This window comes from Roseateles hydrophilus (assembly GCF_026712245.1).
GTDB classification, from domain to species: Bacteria; Pseudomonadota; Gammaproteobacteria; order Burkholderiales; family Burkholderiaceae_C; genus Pelomonas; species Pelomonas hydrophilus.
In genome coordinates this window covers 483,249-500,926 of sequence record NZ_JAPPUY010000001.1, presented here as the reverse complement: position 1 = coordinate 500,926, position 17,678 = coordinate 483,249, and the positions used below count along the sequence as shown (strand labels likewise).

At 71.3% G+C, this 17,678-nt stretch carries 13 protein-coding genes and 2 tRNA genes; 13 read left to right on the top strand and 2 right to left on the bottom strand.

The genetic code is table 11. From position 1 onward, the window contains the following. The first annotated feature begins 3 nt into the window (after positions 1–3). From NYO99_RS02245 to NYO99_RS02210, 8 genes are read left to right on the top strand one after another with little or no spacing between them, the layout of a single operon-like run. Entirely contained in the window at positions 4–1,719 is a 1,716-nt protein-coding gene (locus NYO99_RS02245) for a nitrite/sulfite reductase (protein ID WP_268165472.1), read from the top strand. Further along, complete coding sequence (locus NYO99_RS02240) at positions 1,716–2,210, top strand: DUF934 domain-containing protein (RefSeq protein ID WP_268165471.1); 495 nt, start codon at positions 1,716–1,718, stop codon at positions 2,208–2,210. Before NYO99_RS02245 ends, NYO99_RS02240 begins: the two co-directional genes overlap by 4 nt. Further along, entirely contained in the window at positions 2,207–2,962 is a 756-nt protein-coding gene (locus NYO99_RS02235; protein WP_268165470.1) for a phosphoadenylyl-sulfate reductase, read from the top strand. Before NYO99_RS02240 ends, NYO99_RS02235 begins: the two co-directional genes overlap by 4 nt. Beyond that, on the top strand, positions 2,959–3,924 hold the full coding sequence (gene cysD, locus NYO99_RS02230; protein ID WP_268165469.1) for a sulfate adenylyltransferase subunit CysD: 966 nt from the start codon (positions 2,959–2,961) through the stop codon (positions 3,922–3,924). The genes NYO99_RS02235 and cysD overlap by 4 nt, the downstream gene beginning before the upstream one ends. After that, a complete protein-coding gene (locus NYO99_RS02225; protein ID WP_268165468.1) occupies positions 3,924–5,213 on the top strand; it encodes a sulfate adenylyltransferase subunit 1 in 1,290 nt (429 codons plus the stop codon). The genes cysD and NYO99_RS02225 overlap by 1 nt, the downstream gene beginning before the upstream one ends. A 5-nt stretch (positions 5,214–5,218) precedes the next feature. Then, entirely contained in the window at positions 5,219–5,974 is a 756-nt protein-coding gene (gene cobA, locus NYO99_RS02220; RefSeq protein WP_268165467.1) for a uroporphyrinogen-III C-methyltransferase, read from the top strand. Further along, positions 5,971–6,294 carry a ferredoxin FdxA gene (fdxA, locus tag NYO99_RS02215; protein ID WP_268165466.1) on the top strand — a complete coding sequence of 108 codons (324 nt, stop codon included), beginning with the start codon at positions 5,971–5,973 and terminating at the stop codon, positions 6,292–6,294. The genes cobA and fdxA overlap by 4 nt, the downstream gene beginning before the upstream one ends. 22 nt (positions 6,295–6,316) lie before the next feature. Next, positions 6,317–7,372 (top strand): NAD(P)/FAD-dependent oxidoreductase, encoded by a 1,056-nt coding sequence (locus NYO99_RS02210; protein ID WP_268165465.1) that lies wholly within the window; start codon positions 6,317–6,319, stop codon positions 7,370–7,372. Between the two features lie 28 nt (positions 7,373–7,400). On the opposite strand, the gene NYO99_RS02205 is transcribed toward NYO99_RS02210, so the two are convergent. Beyond that, on the bottom strand, positions 7,401–12,299 hold the full coding sequence (locus NYO99_RS02205) for a C39 family peptidase (protein WP_268165464.1): 4,899 nt from the start codon (positions 12,297–12,299) through the stop codon (positions 7,401–7,403). Between the two features lie 307 nt (positions 12,300–12,606). On the opposite strand from NYO99_RS02205, the gene NYO99_RS02200 reads away from it, so the two are divergent. The 4 genes from NYO99_RS02200 to NYO99_RS02185 all read left to right on the top strand — a co-directional run bounded on the left by NYO99_RS02200 (position 12,607) and on the right by NYO99_RS02185 (position 15,401). Then, complete coding sequence (locus NYO99_RS02200) at positions 12,607–14,742, top strand: TonB-dependent siderophore receptor (RefSeq protein ID WP_268165463.1); 2,136 nt, start codon at positions 12,607–12,609, stop codon at positions 14,740–14,742. 36 nt (positions 14,743–14,778) lie between these two features. Then, positions 14,779–14,854: transfer RNA gene (locus NYO99_RS02195), tRNA-Asn, on the top strand. Positions 14,855–14,919: 65 nt separating this feature from the next. Then, positions 14,920–14,995: transfer RNA gene (locus NYO99_RS02190), tRNA-Asn, on the top strand. A gap of 64 nt (positions 14,996–15,059) precedes the next feature. Continuing rightward, the gene (locus NYO99_RS02185) at positions 15,060–15,401 is read left to right on the top strand and encodes a zinc ribbon domain-containing protein YjdM (RefSeq protein ID WP_268165462.1); all 342 of its coding nucleotides are present in this window, start codon (positions 15,060–15,062) and stop codon (positions 15,399–15,401) included. Positions 15,402–15,412: 11 nt separating this feature from the next. Here NYO99_RS02185 and NYO99_RS02180 read toward each other — a convergent pair whose 3' ends face one another. Continuing rightward, entirely contained in the window at positions 15,413–16,231 is an 819-nt protein-coding gene (locus NYO99_RS02180; protein ID WP_268165461.1) for an HDOD domain-containing protein, read from the bottom strand. Between the two features lie 125 nt (positions 16,232–16,356). On the opposite strand from NYO99_RS02180, the gene NYO99_RS02175 reads away from it, so the two are divergent. Continuing rightward, positions 16,357–17,673, top strand: a complete 1,317-nt coding sequence (locus tag NYO99_RS02175; RefSeq protein ID WP_268165460.1) for a leucine-rich repeat-containing protein kinase family protein — start codon at positions 16,357–16,359, stop codon at positions 17,671–17,673. Positions 17,674–17,678 lie beyond the last annotated feature (5 nt).

Here is a 17,678-nt window from a genome sequence, read left to right as displayed (position 1 = left end):
TCCATGTATCAGTACACCGACTTCGACCGCCGCTTCGTCCGCGCCCGCGCCGCGCAATACCGCGACCAGCTGGAGCGCCACTTCGCCGGCCAACTCAGCGGCGACGATTTCCGCGCGCTGCGCCTGCAAAACGGCTGGTACATCCAGCGCCATGCGCCCATGCTGCGCGTGGCCGTGCCCTACGGCGAGCTGAGCAGCCGCCAGCTGCGCCAGCTGGCGCGCATCGCCCGCGAGTACGACCGCCAGCCCGACGGCCCGTTTGCCGGCCAGGGCGGCTACGGCCACTTCACGACGCGCCAGAACCTGCAATACAACTGGATTCCGCTGGACAAGAGCGCCGACGTGATGGACCTGCTGGCCGAGGTCGACATGCACGGCATCCAGACCAGCGGCAACTGCATCCGCAACATCACCAGCGATGCGCTGGTGGGCATCGCCCAGGACGAAATCGTTGATGCCCGCCCCTATGCCGAAGTGCTGCGCCAGTGGAGCACGCTGCACCCCGAGTTCGCGCACCTGCCGCGCAAGTTCAAGATCGCCGTCTCGGGCGCTGCCGAAGACCGCGCCGCCATCGGCTGGCATGACATCGGCCTGCAGCTGAAGAAGAACGCGGCCGGCGAGGTCGGCTTCCAGGTCTTCGTCGGCGGCGGCATGGGCCGCACGCCCATCCCGGGCGTGGAGATCAACGCCTTCGTGCCGTGGCAGCACATCCTCGTCTACATCGAGGCCATCGTGCGCTGCTACAACCTGGCCGGCCGCCGCGACAACCTCTACAAGGCCCGCATCAAGATCCTCGTCAAGGCCGAGGGGCAGAAGTTCTTCGACGCGGTGAACGCCGAGTACGCGCGCATCCTGGCCGACGACAGCGGCGGCCACGAGCACATCATTCCGCAGGCCGAGCTGGACCGCGTGGCCGCCTGCTTCGTCGACCCGGCCGGCGTCGTCGCCACCGCCGAGCCGACACTGGACACCAGCGACCCGGCCTTCAAGCGCTGGCTGGACCGCAACGTGCAGGGCCACCGCGTGGCCGGCTACCGCGCCGTCACGCTGAGCCTCAAGCGCGTGGGCATCGCCCCGGGCGACACCAGCGCCGACGTGATGGACACGGCGGCCGCGCTGGCCGAGCAGTTCAGCCACGGCGAGCTGCGCGTGTCGCACCGCCAGAACCTGGTGCTGCCCTGGGTCAAGGCCAGCGACCTGCCCGCGCTGTTCCAGGCCGCCCGCGCCGCCGGCTTCGCGACGCCCAACGCCCGCCTGCTGACCGACCAGATCGCCTGCCCCGGCGGCGACTTCTGCGCGCTGGCCAACGCCCGCTCGCTGCCGCTGGCCGCCGAGATCGCCGAGCGTTACCAGGACATCGACGAGCTCGAAGACCTCGGCGAGATCGACCTGCACATCAGCGGCTGCATCAACAGCTGCGGCCACCACCACAGCGGCCACATCGGCATCCTCGGCGTCGACAAGGACGGCACCGAGTGGTACCAGCTGACGCTGGGCGGCGGCGACGGCTCGACGCTGGCCGGCGGGACGGTGGCCGGCAAGGTCATCGGCCCGAGCTTCGCGGCCGACGAGATTGCCGATGCCATCGACGCCGTCATCGAGACCTTCAAGCGCGAACGTTTGGCCGGTGAACACTTCATCGACGCGGTGAAGCGCCTGGGGCTCGACCCGTTCAAGACTGCGGCCAACGCCGTGCGTGTTTCGACTGCAAAAGCATGAAGTTCATCAACGCCTCCACCTGCCCCTGGCAGCACGCCGTCGGCGAAGACGGCCCCAAGCCCGATCCCGATCCGGCGCCCCACCGACTGCTGAGCCTGGAGCAATGGCATGCCGTGCGCGCCCACTGGCCGCACGACGTGCCGGTCGCCATCGAGTTCCCGAACGATGCCGACATCACGCAGCTGCAGCCCGACCTCGGCCGCATCGCGCTGGTGGTGCTGGAGTTCCCGAAGTGGACCGACGGCCGCGCCTACAGCCAGGCCCGCATCCTGCGCAGCCGCTTCAAGTTCCAAGGCGCCATCCGCGCCCGCGGCGAAGTGCTGGTGGACATGATGCAGCTGCTGGCCCGCACCGGCTTTGACGAAGTCATCATGCGTGGCGACCAATCGCAGGCCGCGGCGCAGAAGGCGCTGGACCTGTTCGCGCCGGTCGGCTTCTACCAGGGCGACGTGGCCGAGACGCGCCCGTGGTTCCAGCGGAGCGCGGCGTGAGCGACGTCAGCACCCTGCCCTGGGCCGCCGCGCCCGCGGCGGGCAACGCCATAGGCCTCTACGCCAAGTGGACGCCAGCACTCGACGCCAAGATCGAAGCTGCGCAGAAGCACCTGCGCGACGCCTGCGCCACGCATGGCGACGGCCTCGTGCAGAGCAGCAGCCTGGGCGTGGAAGACATGGTCATCACCGACCTGATCGCCCGCGCCGGCCTCAGCGTGCACATCTCCACGCTGGACACCGGCAAGCTGCATGCCGAGACGCTGGGCCTGCTACCGCAGATCAAGAGCCGGTACGGCTTCGACGTCGAAGTGTTCACGCCTGTCGCCGAGGCCGTCATCCAGTTCGTCACCCGCGAGGGCGACGACGCGATGTACAAGAGCATCGAGCTGCGCAAGGCCTGCTGCGGCGTGCGCAAGATGGAGCCGCTGGGACGCATGCTGAAGGGCCGCACGGCCTGGATCACCGGGCTGCGCCGTGAGCAGTCGGGCGCACGCGGCGATGTCGCCTTCGATGAAGACGACGGCAACAACCGCCGCAAGATCAGCCCCATCGCCGACTGGACCTGGGCCGAGGTCTGGGCCTACGTCGAGAAGTACGCCGTCCCCTACAACCCGCTGCATGACCAGTTCATGCCCAGCATCGGCTGCGCGCCCTGCACGCGCGCCATCGCCGTCGGCGAGGACTTCCGCGCCGGCCGCTGGTGGTGGGAAGACTCATCCAAGGAATGCGGCCTGCACGCCAAATCATGAATGCTGCTGTGAAACCCGAACAACTCATTGCCGACGTCGACCACGCGCACCTGGATGCGCTGGAAGAAGAGGCCATCTTCATCCTGCGCGAGGTGGCTGCGAGCTTCGAGCGCCCCGCCCTGCTGTTCTCCGGCGGCAAGGACAGCTGCGTCGTTCTGCGCCTGGCCGAGAAGGCCTTCAAGATGAAGAACGCCGCGCATCCGAGCGGCTACTCGGGCCAGCTGCCCTTCCCGATGGTGCACATCGACACGGGGCACAACTTCCCCGAGGTCATCACCTTCCGTGACCAGCGCGTCGCCGACATGGGTGAGCGCCTGATCGTCGGCCACCTCGAAGACAGCATGGCCAAGGGCACCATCCGCCTCGCCCACCCGCTGGAAAGCCGCAACGGCCACCAGACGGTGACGCTGCTGGAGACCATCGAGGAGCACAAGTTCGACGCGCTCATCGGCGGCGCCCGCCGCGACGAGGAGAAGGCGCGCGCCAAGGAGCGCATCTTCAGCCACCGCGACAGCTTCGGCCAATGGCAGCCCAAGGAGCAGCGCCCCGAGCTGTGGACGCTGTTCAACACGCGCATCCGCCCGGGCGAGCACTTCCGCTGCTTCCCCATCAGCAACTGGACCGAGCTGGACGTGTGGCTCTACATCGCCCGCGAGAACATCCCGCTGCCGCCGATGTACTACGCGCACGAACGCCAGGTCATCCGCCGCAAGGGCCTGCTGGTGCCGCTGACCGACGTGACGCCGCCCGAGGCCGGCGAGACCGTCGAGACCGTCCAGGTGCGCTTCCGCACCGTGGGCGACATGACCTGCACCTGCCCGGTCGAGAGCCCCGCCGCAAATGCGAGCGAGGTCGTGGCCGAGACGCTGACCGTCACCGTCAGCGAACGCGGCGCCACGCGCATGGACGACCGCACGAGTGAAGCTTCCATGGAGAAGCGCAAGAAGGAAGGGTATTTCTGATGAAGGCCTTGCGATTCCTCACCGCGGGCTCCGTCGACGACGGCAAGTCCACACTGATCGGCCGCCTGCTGTTCGACGGCCAGGCCATCCTGGCCGACCAGCTCGACACACTCGAGCGCCGCGCCGCCGGCCGGCCCATCGACCTGAGCCTGCTGACCGACGGCCTGGAAGCCGAGCGCGAGCAAGGCATCACCATCGACGTGGCCTACCGCTACTTCGCCACCAAGACGCGCAAGTTCATCATTGCCGACGCGCCCGGCCATGAGCAGTACACGCGCAACATGGTCACGGCCGCGGCCGGCAGCGACGCCGCCGTCGTGCTGGTAGACATCACCAAGCTCGACCTGACGCAGGACGACGTGCCGCTGCTGCCGCAGACGCGCCGCCACTCGCTGCTGGCCCAGCTGCTGCGCGTGCCCAGCATCGTGTTCGCCGTCAACAAGATCGATGCATTGGACGACCCGGGCGCCGGCTTCGCCAAGGTCAAGGCCGCGCTGGACAAATTCGCTGCCGCCGCCGGCCTGAACGTGGCGGCCACGGTGCCCGTCAGCGCGCTGCGCGGCGACAACGTGACCCAGCCGCTGGACGCGCCCTGGTGGAACGGCGAGAGCCTGCTGCAGGTGCTGGAGCGCCTGCCCACGCTGAGCGAGCGCGCCGACGCGCCGCTGTCCCTGCCCGTGCAGTACGTGCAGAAGGACGCCTACCAGTCCAATGGCACCGGCGTTCAGCCGCGCGTGCTGTGGGGCCGTATCGCCCACGGCGCCGTGAAGGCGGGCGACACCATCGAGGTGCTGCCGTCCAAGCAGACCGCCGTCGTCGCCGAAGTGCGGCTGGCCGGCGAGACCGTCGCCAGCGCCGAAGCCGGTGACTCCGCCGGCCTGGTGCTGGACCGCCAACTGGACGTGAGCCGCGGCGACTGGATCGTCACGCCCGGCTCGGCCACGCAGACCAAGACCTTCCCGGCCACGCTGGCCTGGCTGGACACCGAAGCCGCAAAGCCCGGCCGCAAGTACTGGGTGCGCCACGGCAACCGCTGGGTGCAGGCGCGCATCTCGGCGATCGACTCCGTGCTGGACATCCACACGTTGACGCCGCAGGACGCGCACGAGCTGCCCGTCAACACCATCGGCCGCGTGCAGATGGAAGTGCAGCACGAGCTGCCCGTCGAGCCCTTCGTGGACAACCGCGTCGGCGGCGCGCTGATCGTCGTCGACCCGGCCAGCCACCGAACCAGCGGCGCGCTGCTCGTGGACGTGCAGCCGGCGGCGGCCGCCGAAGAAGACTGGTGACGGCCGTGAGCGCCGCGACGGGCCGGGTGATCTTCGTCAGTGCCGGCCCCGGCGCGGCGGACCTCATCACGGTGCGCGGCGCTCGTGCGCTGGCCACTGCCGACATCGTGCTGGCTGACGCACTGGCCGATCCGGCACTGCAGGATCTCGCCCCCCACGCGAGCTGGATCGATGTCGGCAAGCGCGGCTTCGAGCACTCGGCCAAGCAGGCCGAGATCAATGCGGTGCTGGTGCAGGCCGCCCGCGAGCACGCTGTCGTCGTGCGCCTCAAGGGCGGCGACGCCAGCGTCTTCGGCCGCCTGGAAGAAGAACTGCAGGCGCTGGCCACGGCCGGCATCGCCAGCGAAGTCATCCCCGGCGTCACCGCCGCCTCGGCCGCAGCCGCGCTGACGCAGCGCCCGCTGACCCGCCGCGGCCGCGGCCGCAATGTCAGCCTCACCACCGCCATGACGGCCGAGGGCGAGCTGCGCGCGGCGCTGTCGGCTGACACCGAGGTCTTCTACATGGCGGGCCGCCAGCTCGACACGTTGGGCCCCAAGCTGCAGGCCGCCGGCTGGCCGGCCGACACGCCTGCGCTGGTGGTCAGCCGGGCCGGCTGCGCCGACGCCTTGAGCAGCGAACACCGGCTGCGCGACCTCGCCGACGCAGCCGCCCTGCACGGCGGCCGCCCCGCCGTTCTCATCGTCGGCACCGGCGCCCTGCCGGCGTCCAATAAAATCGACGTTTCGCCCGAAACACTTACCCCTCTGAGCCGCTCATGACCCACGTCGTCACCGAAGCCTGCATCCGCTGCAAATACACCGACTGCGTCGACGTCTGCCCGGTCGACTGCTTCCGCGAAGGCCCGAACTTCCTGACCATCGACCCGGACGAATGCATCGACTGCGCCGTCTGCATCCCCGAGTGCCCGGTCAACGCGATCATGCCGGAGGAGGATGTGCCGGGAGATCAGGTCCACATGATCAAGCTCAACGCCGACCTGGCCAAGAACTGGCCCAGCATCACCAAGCGCAAGCCCGCCCTGCCCGATGCCGACGAGTGGAAGGACAAGACGGGCAAGCTGGCCGAACTGATCCGCTGACGCCCGGCGTCCACGCCCCGGCATGGCCGCCGCCGACGACACCCGCCCCGTGACCGACACCGACGCCCTCATCATCGGCGCCGGCCCGGTGGGGCTGTTCCAGGTGTTCGAGCTGGGGCTGCTGGGCATCTCGGCCCAGGTGGTGGACGCGCTGCCGCATGTCGGCGGTCAGTGCGCCGAGCTGTACGCCGACAAGCCCATCTACGACGTGCCCGGCCTGCCGGTGTGCAGCGGGCGCGAGCTGGTGGAGCGGCTGCAACAGCAGATCCGCCCCTTCGCGCCCGGCCTGCACCTGGGCCAGGAGGTGTGTGCGCTGCGCCGCGAGCCCGATGGCCGGCTGCGCGCCGAGACCTCGGCCGGCCAGGTGTTCCTGGCCAAGACGGTGTTCATCGCCGCCGGCGTGGGGGCCTTTCAGCCGCGCAGGCTTCGGCTGGAAGGCGCTGACGCGCTGGAGGGGCGGCAGCTGCACTACAGCACCGACACCCTGCCCGACGCGCCCGGCGAGCCGCTGCTCATCCTGGGCGGCGAGGAGCCGGCCGTGCAGGCTGCCGTTGACATGGCCGAAGCACGCCCCGTCACGCTGCTGCATCGCCGTGACGCCTTTAAGGCACCGGCCGCGCTGCTGGCGCGGCTGGCGGCGCTGCGCGAGCAGGGCCGCGTGCGCGTCATCGCCGGCCAGCCGTTGGCACTGCACCTGCAGGGCGACCGGCTCGCCGGCCTGGACGTGCTCGACGCCGACGGCCACACCCAGGCCCTGCCCGCGACGCAGTTGCTGGCCCGGCTGGGCCTGAGCCCGCGCCTGGGGCCCATCGCCGACTGGGGGCTGGCCATGGAACGCAAGCTGCTGACCGTGGACACCGCGCGCTTCGAGACTTCCGAGCCCGGCATCCATGCGGTGGGCGACATCAACACCTACCCCGGCAAGCGCAAACTGCTGCTGTGCGGCTTCCACGAGGCCACGCTGGCCGCCTTCGCGGCGGCCGAGCGCGTGTTCCCGGGGCAGCCCATCCACCTGCAATACACCACCACCAGCCCCAAGCTGCACGAGCGGCTGGGCGTCACGCCCGCCGTCGACTGACGGGCGGGCGGGCGAGCTTCAGGCTCACTCAGGCCAACAGGGTGCCGACCCAGCGCGGCAGGCCCGACGCATGGCGCACCAGCGCCAGCCGCTTCAGCTCCCGGTGCACGGCCTCGGCCTGGCTGGGGCCACCGGCCCGGGCCGCCTGGCGCAACGCGGCCATGCTGTCGCGGCCCTGGGCCAGCGCGAGGTAGGCGCGCAACGTCGCCAGCGGCGCCGCCATCCAGCTGTCGGGTTGCCACTCATGGCAGCGCTTCAACGCGGCGGCCAGGCCTTCCGGCGCCGGCTCGCGCGCCAGCAGCACCAGCTCCCACAGGCGCAGGTCCTCGTTGTACGGCGAGCGCGCCAGGCCGGCGGCCACCACCTCGGCCAGCGCGTCCCAGCGCCGCAGCACGCCCAGCGACCCCGCCAGGTTGCCGATGGCGTACAGCGGCGGCCGCTCGCGCTGACGCCAGTCGCGCAGCCAGTGCGCCACCGCCCCATGCGCCTCCATCGACGCCAGCACATAGCTGGCCTCGCCCCAGGCATCGTCGTCGGCCCGCAGCGCGGGCTCGAAGCGCCAGATCAGCGCACGCACGCAAAAGCGCGAGTCCGTGTCCTTCAGCCAGCGCAGCAGCGCCCGCAGCAGGTGCGGCCCCTGCGCACGCGCTTGCCAGCGCCACCCTTGCTGCAAGGCCCACCAGAAGCTGCGCTGCTCCTGCCGCACCAGCCAGTCCAGCGCCACGCCGACCGGCCCGCCGCCACCAGCCACATGAGGCCGTTGCAGCGCGCGCAGCTCGGCACCCCAACCGGCCTCGTGGCAGGCCGCCAGCGCTTCGCCGCAGCGTTCGATCTCGAACTCCTGCTGCGCGAACAGGCGCTCCAGCCAGACGCGCGCATGGGCCAGGTTGCCGGCACGTGCGGCCAGCTCGATGCCGTCGCACGCCGTGGCCACCGTCGGGCGGTGAGGCCACAGCGTCTGCAGCGCCGGCTCGGCCTGTGCCGGCGCGCCCGCCTCCCGCGCCGCCTGCACCAGCTGGCGCGCCGCGAAGGCATAGCCGGGCGACAGGCTCAGCGCCTGCTGCAGCGGCGCGAGCGCCTCCTGCCAGCGCTCGCTCTTGACGAGCGCATGGCCGACATAGGCATGCGAGCGTGCCGACAGCGGCGCGATCACCAGCAGCTCCTGCGCGGCGCGCAGGTAGCCGGCATGGTCGTCACGGCTGTCCAGCCAGTCAGCCTGCTGCACGCACAGGTCCTCGTCGCGCGGCGCCTCCTCGCGCAGGGCGGCAATCCGGGTCAGCGCCTGGGCGTGGTCACCGCGCTCCCAGGGCAGGCGCGCCTCCCACAGGCGCAGCGACAGCGGCGCAGGTGCCGGCCACGGCAGCTCGCCCAGCGCGGCCTCGATGTCATCCAGCCGCCCCAGCCGCAGCAGGCGCTCGAAACGGGCCTCCCAGACTGCCTCGGCACGCGGCTCCAGCGCCAGCGCCCGCGCGGCGGCCTGCAGGGCCTCCTCGTCGTCGCGTCCCCGCGTGGCCTGCACCGCCCAGGCATCGGCATCGCCCGGCCGGCTGCGCACGACCTCGGCGATCAGCGCGTCGAAGTCGGCGAGCCGCTCGCGCCGCTCGCAGACGCGGCGGGCCAGCGCCCACACCCAGCTGACACGCGGGCTCTGCAGCAGCGATCGACGCGCCAGCGCCAGTGCCTCGTCGTCCTGGCCCATCTGCTCGCGCACCCAGCCCAGCAGCGCGATCAGGTCGGCGTCGTCCCAGCCCGAGGCGTCGCTCAGGGCCTGCTCCAGCACCGTGCACGCGGCGGCCCAGTCACGGCCATGGTCGCCCAGCAGGTCCACCTGCAGACGCACGGCCTGGTTCCAGCCGGGCGACAGCGCCAGCGCCGCCGCACAGGCGGCCTTGGCCTCTGCGGGGCGATGCGCCTGCTGCAACGCGAGCGCATGCTCCAGGTGCACACGCGGCAGCTGTGGGAAGCGCTCGCAGGCCTGCCCCAGCAGCACCAGCGCGGCATCGGTGCGCTGCAGCTGCTGCAGTTGCCGCGCCACCGCGACGGGCGCCTGCCACAGGCCCGGCCATTGGGCCGACAGCGCCTCCAGCAGCGCAAGCATCTCCTCGGCTGACCAGCCCACGCCGGCCTCGCGCTGGAAGCTCAGCAGGCCGTCGCCCAGCAGGGGCTGGCGGCGCAACTCGGCCGCGAGGAAATCCGCCGCCTCGCGGGCCTGCTGCGGGGCGGGCGCGGCCAGCAGCCGCTCCATGGCGATGTCGAACTCCACATCCCGGCGCAGGCAGGCGTGCAGGTGCGGCAAGGCCGCGGCATAGCCGTCGCGCCGCAGGTGGCAATAGGCCAGCACGCTGTGGCTGACCGCCAGCTCCGGCGCCAGCGCGGCGGCCGCCTCGGCCAGGGCCACCGCCTCGTCCAGCCGCTGCTGGCGCGAGGCCTGCACGGCGCGCTCCCGCTGCAGCCAGGCCAGGCCCGGGTGATGGGCATGCATGCGCGCCAGCTGCGCGTTGATGGCGTCGGGCTGGTCGGGCAAGGCGTCGTAGAGCAGGCGCTGCAGGCCCACGTGCGCCGGGTGGGCGTCCGTCAGCGGGCGCCATTCGGCCAGGGCCTGCTCGTGGCCGCGCAGCCGCCGCAGCAGCCGCAGCAGCAGCCGGTGGTGGGCCAGCTGCAGCGGCTCCAGCGCGACGGCCTCGCGCACGGCCGACAGCGCCGCCTCGAATTCGCCGCGCGCCTCCAGCAGCAGCGCGCGCACACGCAGCAAGGCCGGCGCATGGGCCTGCACGCAGCCGTCGAGCAGGGTGGCCACCTCGTCGAGCCGGTGCTGGCGCAGGCGCCGCTCGGCCAGGTGCAGGCGCAGCGCGGTGTCGTCGGGGCGCTGCCGCAGCGCGGCGTCCAGCACCGCGTCGGCTTCGTGGCCGGCCTGCAGCGTGTCGAGCTCCTCGGCGAGCGTGATGGCCGGGCCGCTGGCGCGCTCGCCCCACACGGCCACACGCTCTCGCAGCCAGGCCAGGCCCTGCGCGGCATCGCCAGCGACGCGGCAGCCGCGGGCGTAGGCGCTGGCGGCCCATTCCTGCGTTGGCTGCAGCGTGCTGGCCCAGCGCAGCGGCTGCAGGGCCGCCCCCGCGCCGTCCTGCTGCCAGAGCCGGTCGGCCAGCTCGCTCCAGGCCCGCGCGCTGCAGCCGTCGCGGCGCAGCGCTTGGCGCACCACCGCCAGCGCTTGCGGCAGGCAGCGCGAATCCTGCGCCAGCTGCGCCGCCCAGCGGCACAGCGTCAGCGTGTCGGGCCGCCCCTGCGCCACCAGAGCCTGCAGATGCGCCTGCGCAGCGGCCTGGCCCCGCACCTCGGACAAGCTGGTCAGCCGGCTCAGCTGCAGTCCTGCATCGTCCGGATAGCGCGCCAGCAAGGCCTCGGTGGCCTGCAGGATGCGCGGCTCGTCGCCGTCGTAGATCGCCAGAGAGCGCTGCGCGCGCAGCAGGCAGTCGCCGACGGCATCAACGGTTTGCAGGCGGGCCAGTGCCTGCAGCGCCGCCTCGCGGTCATGCACCTGCAGCGCGGCCTGCACCGCATGGGCCTCGTCCCAGGCTTCGGCTTCGGCCAGCGCGATGCCGGCCAGGCGCGGCAGGGCTTCGGGCGGCAGCAGCAACATGGCCCGCGGGCCGCTGGCCTGCTGGGCATCGAGCAGCTGCTCGGCCTCGTACTCGGCATGCATCGGCAGGCTGGGATCGCGGATCAGCAGCGTGCGGCGCAGGCGGTCATAGCCCACGACCGCCTGCAGGTGGCCGCTGCCCACCGACTGGGTGGCCAGCGAGAACGGCAAGCCGGCGTCCAGCAGGGCGCAGGCGCTGTCCCAGTTCAGCTTGAACTCGCGCGCGATGAAGCCCTGCTCGACGGCCCAGGCCCGCTCCGACGCGGCCGGCGTGCCGTCGTAGCAGATGGCCTGGGCCACCTCGAGATGGTTGGCCTCTCGGCCCCAGAAGTTGGCCAGCGCGGTCAGCGTGGCGGGCGCGCAGGTCATCCAGTGCTGCCTCACCATGGGCACCTGCAGCAGCACCCGGTGCGGCTGCGCGTCGGGCGCGGCCAGGCGCTGCGCCAGCTGCGGGTAGAAGCCAGTGCCCGGCACCTGCAGGGCCTGCTCGCGCGCCTCGGGCAGGCGCCCGAGGTGCAGCAGCGCATCGGCGCGGCGCGCGGCGATCAGCCCGGCCCAGCGCGACCCGGCACGCGGCATGCCGCGTGCCACGGCGTCCAGCAGCGCCAGCGCCTCGGCGTGTCGCTGCTCGTCGGCCGCCATGCCGTGCAACTGCCAGGCCACGCTGCCGTTGCCGGTCTCGGCCAGCGCGGTCTGCAGCAGTGCAAAGGCCTCGTCGCGCCGCTGCATCTGCCACAGCAGCTGCGCCACCTGCTGCAGCGCCGTGCGGTAGCCGGGGCGCAGGCGCAGCGCCTCGCGGCCGGCGTCCAGCGCGGCCTCCGGTCGGTCCAGCCGCGCCAGCATGTAGCTGTGCTCCACCCAGAGCCAGGGGTCACCCGCGTCCAGCGCCAAGGCCTCGCGATGTGCCGCCAGCGCCGCGCTGCTGTCGCGCAGGTCAGCCAGCCACAGCCCGTGCAGCGACAGGCGCTCGGCACGCACGGCGGGCGTGGCCGCTGCCGGCACCGGCCCGGCCTCGGCCGCGCGCCAGTACGCGTAGGCACCACGGTTGCCAAGCACGACGCGCAGCAGCCCGGTCTGGGCTGCCGCATGGGTCGGGTGGCGACGCCCGATGCGCAGCGCCAGCGCATCACCGCCGCGGTCGTCCCCCAGGTGGCGCAGCGCACGCGCCGCGACCAGCTGTGCCGACACGTCGGCGCTGTCGCGCAGCGTGTCCAGCCAGGGGTTCACCTGCAGCGCCATGCCGCGGTCCAGCCAGGCGTCGATGTCTTGTAGACCGGGAGCCGACGCCACGCTCCCCTCCCTGTCTCTTGTCATTGCGAGGCATCGTAGTGGCGGGCCGTTTAAACTGTGGCCCGCTGCGGCTGGAGGAAACCCCAGGCGCGGCTCTCGCTAGGGGTGTTGGCTTCGGCCGACTGAGACAGTCCCTTTGAACCTGACTGGAAGCGCGGCAACGCGCTTCAGGGCCCTCCGGAAACGGGGGCTCGAGGTAATCCTCGCGCAGGGAAGCAGCCGAACTACGGTCCTCCTCCGTTCTCCGTCTCCAGGAGGCGCGGCCGTCTACCGGGTTTGCCGACCTGCCATCGCTTTTTGCATCCCGATGGCACAACCAACATTCTCCCGTCTCGCCGCCGCTGCCGCGCTGCTGAGCTCGCAACTTGCCCTGGCCCAGACGCTGCCCACAGTCAGCGTCAGCGGCCGCGCCACCGAAGCCGCCCCCACGCTCGCCGGCTTCGACACGCCGCCGGCGCGGCTGCCCATGCAGGCGCTGAGCCTGTCGGCCGAACGCCTGGAAGACCTGGGCATCCGCCAGCTGGCCGGCATCACCAAGCTCGACGCCTCGGTGTCCGACGCCTACAACGCCGTGGGCTACTGGTCGCAGCTCAAGGTGCGCGGTTTCGACCTGGACAACCGCTTCAACCTGCGCCGCGACGGCCTGCCCATCAACGGCGAGACCGCGCTGTCGCTGGCCAACAAGGCCGCCGTCGAGGTGCTCAAGGGCAGCTCGGGCATGCAGGCCGGCACCAGCTCGCCGGCCGGCCTGGTCAACCTGGCAGTCAAGCGCCCGCTGGCGGAGGACGCCACCGTGCTGATGCTCGGCGCGATCCAGGGCGGCACCGTGGAAGCCAGCCTGGACCACTCGCAACGCGCCGGTGCCAGCCGCGAGTTCGGCCTGCGACTGAACCTCGCCGCCGCACGCCTGGACCCGCAACTGCGCAACGGCCAGGGACGCTCGCACACCGCGGCGCTGGCCACCGACTGGCGCGTCAGCGCCGACACGCTGGTGGAAGCCGAGATCGAGCTCAACCGCCAAAGCCAGCCCAGCCAGGATGGCTTCAGCCTGCTGGGCAACACGCTGCCCGACGCCGGCCGCATCGACCCCGAGCTCAACCTCAACAACCAGCCGTGGACACTGCCGGTTGTCTTCAGCAACACGCACGCGTCGCTGCGCGTGCAACACAAGCTCGGCCAGGGCTGGCAGGCGCGCGTGCACGCCGGCCTGCAGCGTCTGCGCAGCGACGACCGCAATGCCTTCGCGTTCGGCCTGGACTGCAATGAAACCAGCGACTTTGCCGGCGCCTTCTACTGTGACCGCTTCGGCCCCGACGGCCGCTTCGACCTCTACGACTACCGCAGCGAGAACGAGCGGCGCGACACGAGCGCGCTGGACATCTCCGCCAGCGGCCCGCTGCAGCTGGCCGGCCTGCGGCATGACCTGACCCTGGGCGGGCTGACCAGCCAGTTCAAGAGCCGCTTCCAGCGTCAGGCCTACAACTTCACCGGCGTGGGCAACATCGGCGGCGCCGTGGTGACCGCACCCAAGCCCGAGCTGACCAGCGAAAACACCAACCGCGACGAGCGCAGCACCGAGTTCTACGTGCGAGACCGCGTGGCACTGACGGCCGACACCACGGCCTGGCTGGGCCTGCGCCACACACGGCTGCAGCGCGAGAGCGTGCGCACCGACGGCTCACGCGCGACCGACTACGCGCAGAGCGTCACGACGCCGTGGGTCGCGCTCAGCCACGCCATCGCGGCCGACTGGCTGGTCTATGCCAGCTGGGGCGAGGGCGTGGAGAGCGAGGTCGTCCCCAACCGCAGCCGCTACGTCAAGCCCGGCCAGGCCCTGCCCGCGCTCAAGAGCCGCCAGACCGAGCTGGGCCTGAAGACCGGCACGCAGCGCGTCGAGGGCGCACTGACCGTGTTCGACATCCGCCGCCCGCTGTGGCGCGACATCGGCAGCTGCGACGTCGCACTGAGCTGCGAGCGCCGCTCCGACGGCGCCGCGCGGCACCGCGGCGTCGAAGCCAGCGCCGACCTGAAGTGGCAAGGCGGCGGCGTGTTCGCCAGCGCCACCCGCCTGCGCGCGCGCCGCGAGCACAGCCTCGAGGCCAGCCTCAACGGCCTGGTGCCGCCCAACGTGCCGCAAACCACGCTCAAGGCCCAGCTGCGCCAGGACCTGCTGCCCGGCCTGCAGGCGCACCTGGGACTGCAGCACGAAGGCCAGCGCTTCGCGACGCCCGCCAACGGCATCACCGTGCCGGCCTGGACGGTCGCCGATGCCGGCCTGCGCTACACGCAGCTGCAGGGCAATCAGACCTGGATCTGGCGCGCCGCCGTCGACAACCTGACCAACCGCCGCGCCTGGCGCGAAGCCCCGTGGCAGTTCGACCACAGCTACCTCTACCCGCTCGCGCCACGAACTTTCCGAGCAAGTTTGGAGATCAAGCTCTGAAACTGAAAAAATTCCTGCTATAGTCATGGGCTCTGTTCCTCGATAGCTCAGTCGGTAGAGCGCCGGACTGTTAATCCGTAGGTCCCTGGTTCGAGCCCAGGTCGGGGAGCCACAGAAATCCGTCGAAAGACGACAAGACGCATGACGCAACCGCTTGTCATGCCTACATAGAACTTTTCCTCGATAGCTCAGTCGGTAGAGCGCCGGACTGTTAATCCGTAGGTCCCTGGTTCGAGCCCAGGTCGGGGAGCCAAATCAAAGCCTCACATGCGAAAGCCTGTGGGGCTTTTTCTTTAGCCGCACGTCTGAAAGCCGCCATGAGCACCCTGCCCGTCTGCCCCCAGTGCCAAGCCGACTACACCTACGAGGACGGCGCGATGCTGGTGTGCCCGTCCTGCGGGCATGAGTGGTCGGCGCAGGCCGCCGCGCCCGTGGCCGAGGAAGTGCGCGTCATCAAGGACGCCGTCGGCAACGTGCTGCGGGACGGCGACACCGTCACCGTCATCAAGGACCTGAAGGTCAAGGGCTCGTCGCTGGTGGTGAAGGTCGGCACCAAGGTCAAGAACATCCGCCTGACCGACGGCGATCACGACATCGACTGCAAGATCGACGGCGTCGGCGCCATGGGCCTGAAGTCGGAGTTCGTGAAGAAGGCCTGACGCCGGCCCCGTCAGGAGAAGTCGCGCGCCTCGTCAATCGGCGTCCAGGCAATGATCTGGCCGTCGCACAGGCGCTGCGGATCGGTCAGGCCCACGGCCTGGGCAGCCTCATGCGGGAAGGTGTCCAGCATCGCATCGCCGTCGATGTCCAGTTCATGCGCACGCGCGCTCCAGCTCGACAGGTAGAGCAGGCTGGAGAAGCCGACGTCCTTGCCCCCGGTGGGATCGCATTGATAGCGCAGCGCTTCGACGATCTCGGCCGGGAAGTGCCAGCGGGACGCAAACGCCGAGCCCACCTCCGGATAGGCGTAACCCAGATCTGCCAACTCGGCCTCGTAGCGCCTGTCGTCGCTCGGAAACGCCGGTTGCAGGCAGGGGCGCTCGGGCATCGCCATCTTGAGGATGAGGTCGCCCACGCCGTGCAACAAGCCTGCCGTGAACGCGGCACCGGTGTCGAGCTTGAACTCGGCTGCCAGGGACTGCGCGATCTTGGCGACGTCCAGGCTGTGTCGCCAGAACTCGGCCAGGTCCACGCCGGGCACGCCCTTGAACGCGCCGCCCACCGCCGCCGCCTGCACCAGCTGGCGCGTGGCGCGCAGGCCCAGCAGCGCAGTGGCAGCCTCCACGGTAGCCACCCCGCCACCCGCGCTGTACCGCGCCGAGTTCACCAGCCGCAGGATGCGCACGGTCAGCCCGACCTCGCAGGACATCAGCTCGTTGACGCGCCGCAGATCCGGCTCGTCGCGCTGCAGTTCAGCGAGGATCTGCTGCACCGCTTCGGGCAAGGACGGAATCCAGGCATCGGTCGCAAGAAGTTCGTTCAGTTGCACGGTGCACCTCCTAGCTATGCACGCATGCTAATGGGCTTCTTGCAGCGCAGCCGCACCGCGGGCACCGCAACGGCTAGAGTGCACGACTTTTTGACGGGCGCGGGCCACATCCGCGCCGCCGTGCCATGGACTCCCTCGACCAGCTGCGCGCCGGCGCCCTGAACGGCGCACAACGGCTGACCCTGCGCGCCGGCCTGCGCGAACTGCCCCGCGAGGTCTTCTCGCTGGCCGACTCGCTGGAGGTGTTGGACCTCTCCGGCAATGCGCTGCAAGACCTGCCAGACGACCTGCACCGCCTGCACCGGCTGCGCGTGCTGTTCTGCTCTGACAACCGCTTCACGCGGCTGCCCGAAGCGCTGGGCCGCTGCGAGCAGCTGGAGATGGTGGGCTTCAAGGCCAACCAGATCACCGAGGTGCCAGCCGCCGCACTGCCCGCGCGCCTGCGCTGGCTGACGCTGACCGACAACCGCATCGCCGCGCTGCCCGAGGCGCTGGGCCAGCGGCCGCGGCTGCAGAAGCTGATGCTGGCCGGCAACCGGCTGACGCACCTGCCCGCCAGCCTCGCGGCCTGCGCGCAGCTGGCGTTGCTGCGCATCTCCGCCAACCGGCTGGAGTCCCTGCCCGACGCGCTGCTCACGCTGCCTCGCCTGGCCTGGCTGGCACATGGCGGCAACCCCTTCAGCGCCGCCGCCGAGCAGCAGGCCCGCGATGACGCGGCCCTGCCCCGGGTGCGCTGGCCAGCGCTGCAGCTGCAGGCCCTGCTGGGCGAGGGGGCATCGGGCCACATTCACCGCGCACTACAACCAGACGGCCAGGCCGTGGCGCTCAAGGTGTTCAAGGGCGCGGTCACCAGCGACGGCCTGCCCGCCACCGAACTGGCGGCCTGCCTGCAGGCCGGCGCGCACCCGCAGCTCATCCCGGCGCTGGCCCGTCTGAGCGAACACCCGCAAGGCGCAGACGGCCTGCTGATGCCGCTCATCCCGCCGGTCTTCCGCACGCTGGCCGCGCCGCCGAGCCTGGCCTCCTGCACGCGGGATGTCTACGACACCGCGCTGCGTTTCACACCGGCGGCCGCACTGCGGCTGGCCGCCGGCATGGCCGACGCGCTGGCGCACCTGCATGCCCGCGGCCTGACGCATGGCGACTTCTACGCCCACAACATGCTGCATGACGGCATGGGCGAGGGCCGGCTGGGCGACTTCGGCGCGGCGTCCTTCCTGGCCAGCGTGCCGCCCGCCCAGGCGCAGCGGCTGAAGGCGCTGGACGTGCGCGCCCTGGGCTGCCTGCTGGAGGAACTGGCGGCCTGCTGCGGCGAGCACGGCGCCGTGCGCGACACGCTGGCGGCCTGGGCGGCCGACTGCCTCGCCGCTGACGTCGACCAGCGGCCCGCTGCAGCCGCGGTGGCCCAGGCGCTGCAACACCTGACCCCACCGCCGCACTGAGCGCG

Excerpts from the sequence above, each read along its gene's own strand:
- NYO99_RS02245 (WP_268165472.1), top strand. The coding sequence starts at position 4 with ATGTATCAGTACACCGACTTCGACCGCCGCTTCGTCCGCGCCCGCGCC.
- NYO99_RS02240 (WP_268165471.1), top strand. The coding sequence starts at position 1,716 with ATGAAGTTCATCAACGCCTCCACCTGCCCCTGGCAGCACGCCGTCGGC.
- cysD (WP_268165469.1), top strand. The coding sequence starts at position 2,959 with ATGAATGCTGCTGTGAAACCCGAACAACTCATTGCCGACGTCGACCAC.
- NYO99_RS02225 (WP_268165468.1), top strand. The coding sequence starts at position 3,924 with ATGAAGGCCTTGCGATTCCTCACCGCGGGCTCCGTCGACGACGGCAAG.
- fdxA (WP_268165466.1), top strand. The coding sequence starts at position 5,971 with ATGACCCACGTCGTCACCGAAGCCTGCATCCGCTGCAAATACACCGAC.
- NYO99_RS02210 (WP_268165465.1), top strand. The coding sequence starts at position 6,317 with ATGGCCGCCGCCGACGACACCCGCCCCGTGACCGACACCGACGCCCTC.
- NYO99_RS02200 (WP_268165463.1), top strand. The coding sequence starts at position 12,607 with ATGGCACAACCAACATTCTCCCGTCTCGCCGCCGCTGCCGCGCTGCTG.
- NYO99_RS02185 (WP_268165462.1), top strand. The coding sequence starts at position 15,060 with ATGAGCACCCTGCCCGTCTGCCCCCAGTGCCAAGCCGACTACACCTAC.
- NYO99_RS02175 (WP_268165460.1), top strand. The coding sequence starts at position 16,357 with ATGGACTCCCTCGACCAGCTGCGCGCCGGCGCCCTGAACGGCGCACAA.